At 57.7% G+C, this 4,738-nt stretch carries 3 protein-coding genes; 2 read left to right on the top strand and 1 reads right to left on the bottom strand.

Translation table 11 applies throughout. From position 1 onward, the window contains the following. Nucleotides 1–223: 223 nt before the first annotated feature. Entirely contained in the window at nucleotides 224–2,245 is a 2,022-nt protein-coding gene (locus IBX51_RS14350) for a methyl-accepting chemotaxis protein (protein WP_291831983.1), read from the top strand. Nucleotides 2,246–2,316: 71 nt separating this feature from the next. On the opposite strand, the gene hemN is transcribed toward IBX51_RS14350, so the two are convergent. Next, nucleotides 2,317–3,726, bottom strand: coding sequence for an oxygen-independent coproporphyrinogen III oxidase (gene hemN / locus IBX51_RS14345; RefSeq protein WP_291831981.1), 1,410 nt, complete (start codon nucleotides 3,724–3,726; stop codon nucleotides 2,317–2,319). Nucleotides 3,727–3,909: 183 nt separating this feature from the next. Between hemN and IBX51_RS14340 the strand changes: the two genes are divergently transcribed. After that, nucleotides 3,910–4,738, top strand: an 829-nt coding sequence (locus tag IBX51_RS14340) for a cryptochrome/photolyase family protein (RefSeq protein WP_291831980.1), incomplete at its 3' end; no start/stop codon positions are given.

Raw genomic sequence — 4,738 nt, 5'->3', positions numbered from 1 at the left:
TGGTCTGTTCGCTGGCACACCAAAGGTGGTAACCACCCCTTTCGGGGTACTCTCCGCAACAGTACGTACATGCCTTTTTTGATGCTGCACTTCATAGGCTTAACATTACATTACAGAGACTTACAGCACTGAAACTACCCCTTCAGCTACCCCAACCCGCCAATATCCTCAACAGCAACATTTGCCCACAATAAACGTACCAATTCAGTGAAGGGGATCTTCCATGTCATTCCTCAACAATCTCTCCATGCGGGGCAAACTCATTACCCTGGTGATGCCTGCATTACTGGTCATCGTTTTTTTCGCCGCTTTCAGCATCAGCCGTAACGCCGACGACCTGAGCAACATGCGCCAGTTGCAGGCCATGGTGAACCTGGCGGAATTGGGTGACCCCCTGATTGAGTCCCTGCAGAAGGAACGTGGGCGATCCGCGGTTATGCTTTCCAGTACTGCCGGAAGCAATGGCGAACAACAGGCCCGTCGGGAACTCAATGCCCAGCGGCAAGAGACAGACCGGAGCCTGCGGGACTACCGCATGGGCGTTCAGCAACTGGCGTCGGATGCCGAGTTTGATGGCGCCATCAATGCCAGCATTGACCAGTTTGAGCAGCAGCTTGCCACCCTTGGCCAGTTGCGCCAGAGTCTGGACAACCGCAGCATCAGCGGTGCGGAATCCGCCAGCAGCTATACCCGGATGATCATGGAAGTGCTGAACCGGATTCCTCTGCTGGTTCGCAGGTCAACCGACCCTGACCTTACCCGGCAGATCAACGGCTACTTCGCTCTGGCTGAAGCGGCCGAGATGGCCGGGCGGGAGCGTGCTAACGGCGCGGCTCTGGTCCGTTCCGGTGACTTTGATCTGCCCACGCTCGGGCGAATCACCGGCATGGGTGGGCAACAGGATGCTTATCTGAATTCGGCCATCAGCATGCTGCCAGCCAGCTCCAGCATGCGGGCCGATATTGCCCGGCTGCCAGAACTGCCAGCCAGCCGCGAGTTTCAGAACCAGCGCGACACGCTGCTGAGCAGTCCTTCCGGCATGTACGCCCTGGATGCCGGCGAGTGGTTCGGCACTGCCACCAAACGCATTGAAGCCATGAACAGCATCCGGAACCAGATGCTGGCTCAAGTGGAGGCTTCTGCTGCTGAGGCCGTTACCGAAGCCCGAACCGCGTTGATCGGAGCATCCGTGATTGCAGCCGGTGCCATTGCGCTTGTGATCGTTCTGATGATGGTGATCATTCACGCCATTCATAAGCAGGTGTCTGCCCTGTTGGCCGGCGTTCGCTATGCCATGGACAACAAAGATCTGACCCGGGAGATCCCGGTATCCAGCAAGGACGAAACCGGCACCATCGCCAAAGCCATCAACGAACTGTTTGGCCGGTTCAGCGAAGCCCTGCTGCAGATCGACAAAGCCAGCGTGCAGCTGGCCACCGCCACCGAAGAAACCAGCTCCACCGTTGGCCAGAACTCCGGCCAGATCAAGAACCAGCAACAGCAGATTGAGCAAGTCGCGGCGGCGACTGAAGAAATGTCCGCCACCTCCGAGGAAATCTCCAACAATACCCAGCAGGTGGCGGATGCCTCAAGCCGGGCCATGGACAAGAGCCAGACCGGTGAAAAGGTGCTTCACGACAGCGTGGCCCAAATTCGCACTCTGGCAAAATCGGTTCAGGAAGTGAATCAGGTGATCGAGGAACTGGAGGAACGCAGCGGCTCCATCAGCGAAGTGGTGGATGTGATCCGCAAAGTCGCCGACCAGACCAACCTGCTGGCGCTGAATGCGGCCATCGAGGCGGCACGGGCTGGCGAGCATGGCCGTGGCTTTGCAGTAGTGGCCGATGAGGTGCGTACCCTGGCCCGGCAAACCCACGAATCCACAACCCAGATTGAAGACATTATCAATGGTTTCAAGACCATCACCGACAGTGCCAGCCGCTCGATCATCGGCAGTCACAAGTTGGCCGACCAGACCAGCGAGCAGGCCTCTGAAATGGAGAAGACCTTCGCCGAGATCCTGATGGATGTGAACAGTATTTCTGACATGGCCACCCAGATAGCGACTGCGTCTGAACAGCAAGTCGCAGTGACACGCGAACTGGCGGGCAGTATGGAGACGGTCAGTGAAGCCGCCATCCTGGCTCTGACCGGATCTCAGGAAATCACTCAGGTGACTCAGGAACAGGCCCGGCTGGCACGCCAGCTGCAGGATCTGGCTAACGAGTTCAAAGTGGCCAGCTAATACCTAATGTCAGAAACCAACAAGGGCTGCCAGATGGCAGCCCTTGTTGGTTCAGCTTACGGACACCGGCATCAGATAATCCGCGAGAACCGCTGGCTGGCACCTTCCTTGCGATACATATCAAAGATCTGGCAGATGGCCCGGATCAGCAGGCGGCCGGCAGGCTGCACCTGCAGAACCGTGCCGTCGTCGGCAATCAGCTCGTCCTGAATCATTGGCTTCAGCCGGTTAAGCTCATCTGCGAAATACCGATCAAAATTCTCGCCCCATTGATCGGCAAACTGCTTGCGGTCCAGACGAAACTGGCAGATCAGCTGGCCGATCACCCAGCGGCGAAGACGGTCATCCCGGCTCAGGCCTACGCCTCGGATAATGGCCAGCTGGCCGGCATCAATGGAGGCCTCCCAGGACGGCAGATCGTGGTTATTCTGGAAATAGGCATCATCCGTCTGGCCAATAGCCGAGACACCCAGAGACACCAAATCGCAATCCGAATGGGTGGTGTAACCCTGGAAGTTCCGGTGCAGGCGGCCTTCGCGCTGGGCCACCGCCAGGCTGTCGTCCGGCTTAGCAAAATGGTCCATGCCAATGTATTCGTAGCCCGCCTCCAGCAAACGGTTAATGGTGTTGTGCAGGATGGTCAGCTTCTGTTGCGGACTGGGCAGGGTGTCCTGCTGAATCCGGGTTTGGGGGTAGAAGCGATCCGGCAAGTGCGCGTAGCTGAACACAGACAATCGATCCGGCGACAGCTCGATCACCGAACCCAGAGTGTCCGCAAAGCTGTCCGGGGTCTGGTGCGGCAGGCCGTAGATCAGATCCAGGTTGATGGAGCGGAAGCCGAGCTGGCGCGCTTCGTTCAGCACCGCCTCGGTCATTTCCCGGGGCTGGATGCGGTTCACGGCTTTCTGCACTTCCGGGTTCACATCCTGTACACCCAGGCTAATGCGATTGAAACCCAGCTCCCACAAGGTAGACAGGGTATCTTCGTCCACTTCACGGGGATCAATTTCTACGCTGTAGTCACGCTCGTCGCCGGACTGCAGGTTGAACAGTTCGCCGTAACCGGCCATCAGGTGCTGCATCACATCCTTGGGCAGGAACGTGGGGGTGCCGCCGCCCCAATGCAGTTGTTGCACCGGGCGATCGGCACCGAACAATTTTGACTGGATGGCCGCTTCTTTCAGCACACGCTCCACATAGGGCATGGCCTTGTCGCGCTTTTTGGTGATCACCTTGTTGCAGGCACAGTAGTAGCAGAGGTGTGCACAGAACGGCAGATGCGTGTACAAGGAGATGGGGCCACCGGCAGCCTTGCTCCGGCCGGCCGCCTTCACCATGTCCTCGATGCGATAGTTCTGGGTGAACTCGACGGCCGTGGGGTAAGACGTGTAACGGGGGCCACTGAGGTCATAGCGGCGGATGAGCGCCTCATCCCAGATGAAGGCAGGCAGATTATTGTCTGCAGCGGTGTTGGAAGCCATAGTCAGAACTCTGTCGTCGGATTAAATCGGCAAGCCGGAAAGCGCCCATTATGCCCTATCGGCCGCGAGCATCAGTTGATGCGCATCATCTGGAGTGTATCAACATCACCATTGAACCACCCTTGCGCCCATGGCGTATTCAGCCTACCCCTTTGGGATAATGCCAACACCGGAGCCTACGCCATGGCCAACCTGATTCTGATTCTCGGCGACCAGCTGAGCCACCAGCTTTCTGCGCTTGAAAAGGCAGATAAAAACAACGATCTGGTGGTGATGGCAGAAGTTCACGACGAGGCCAGCTACACCAATCACCACAAGAAAAAGCTGGTGTTTATTTTCAGCGCCATGCGCCACTTCGCCGGCGAACTGGAGCAGCAAGGCTGGCAGGTGCATTACCAGCGCTATCATCCGGATAACCCGGAGCAATCCCTGGAAGCGGTCATTTCAAAGCTCGCAGCAAAGCACAAATCCGAGAGGCTGATTACCACGGAGTGCGGTGAATGGCGGCTGCACTCGCAGATCAGCCAGTGGCATGAACGCCTGGGCATTCCGGTGGAGAGTCGGCCAGACACCCGCTTTGTCTGTGACAAACAGACATTCGCCGACTGGGCCAAAGGCCGCAAACAACTGCGCATGGAGTTCTTCTACCGAGAAATGCGCAAAAAAACCGGCCTGCTGATGACACCCGAAGGCAAACCGGAGGGCGGCCAGTGGAACTTTGATTCCGACAATCGCAAAAAATGGTCCGGCAAGCCACCGGCGCCGGCGCCGTTTCGTGTGGAGCCTGATACCGTCACCGGCGAAGTGATTCAACTGGTGCAAGAGCACTTTCCCGATCACTTTGGCACCACGGAAGACTTCCACTTTGCCGTCACCACCGACCAGGCCCAGGCAGCGCTGGAACACTTTATCGACTTCGCCCTGCCCTGCTTCGGAGACTATCAGGATGCGCTGTCCGACCACGAAGACTGGTTGTTCCATTCCATCCTGTCCCCCTATCTGAACACCGGGT

The sequence above is a fragment of the Marinobacter sp. genome (assembly GCF_014859525.1).
Lineage (GTDB): Bacteria > Pseudomonadota > Gammaproteobacteria > Pseudomonadales > Oleiphilaceae > Marinobacter.
The sequence above is the reverse complement of the archived record's forward strand: the minus strand, read 5'-3'. Positions and strand labels throughout refer to the sequence as shown.

What these genes read in the sequence shown, in the direction of transcription:
- IBX51_RS14350 (WP_291831983.1), top strand. Translation starts at nt 224, where the DNA reads ATGTCATTCCTCAACAATCTCTCCATGCGGGGCAAACTCATTACCCTG.
- hemN (WP_291831981.1), bottom strand. Translation starts at nt 3,726, where the DNA reads ATGGCTTCCAACACCGCTGCAGACAATAATCTGCCTGCCTTCATCTGG.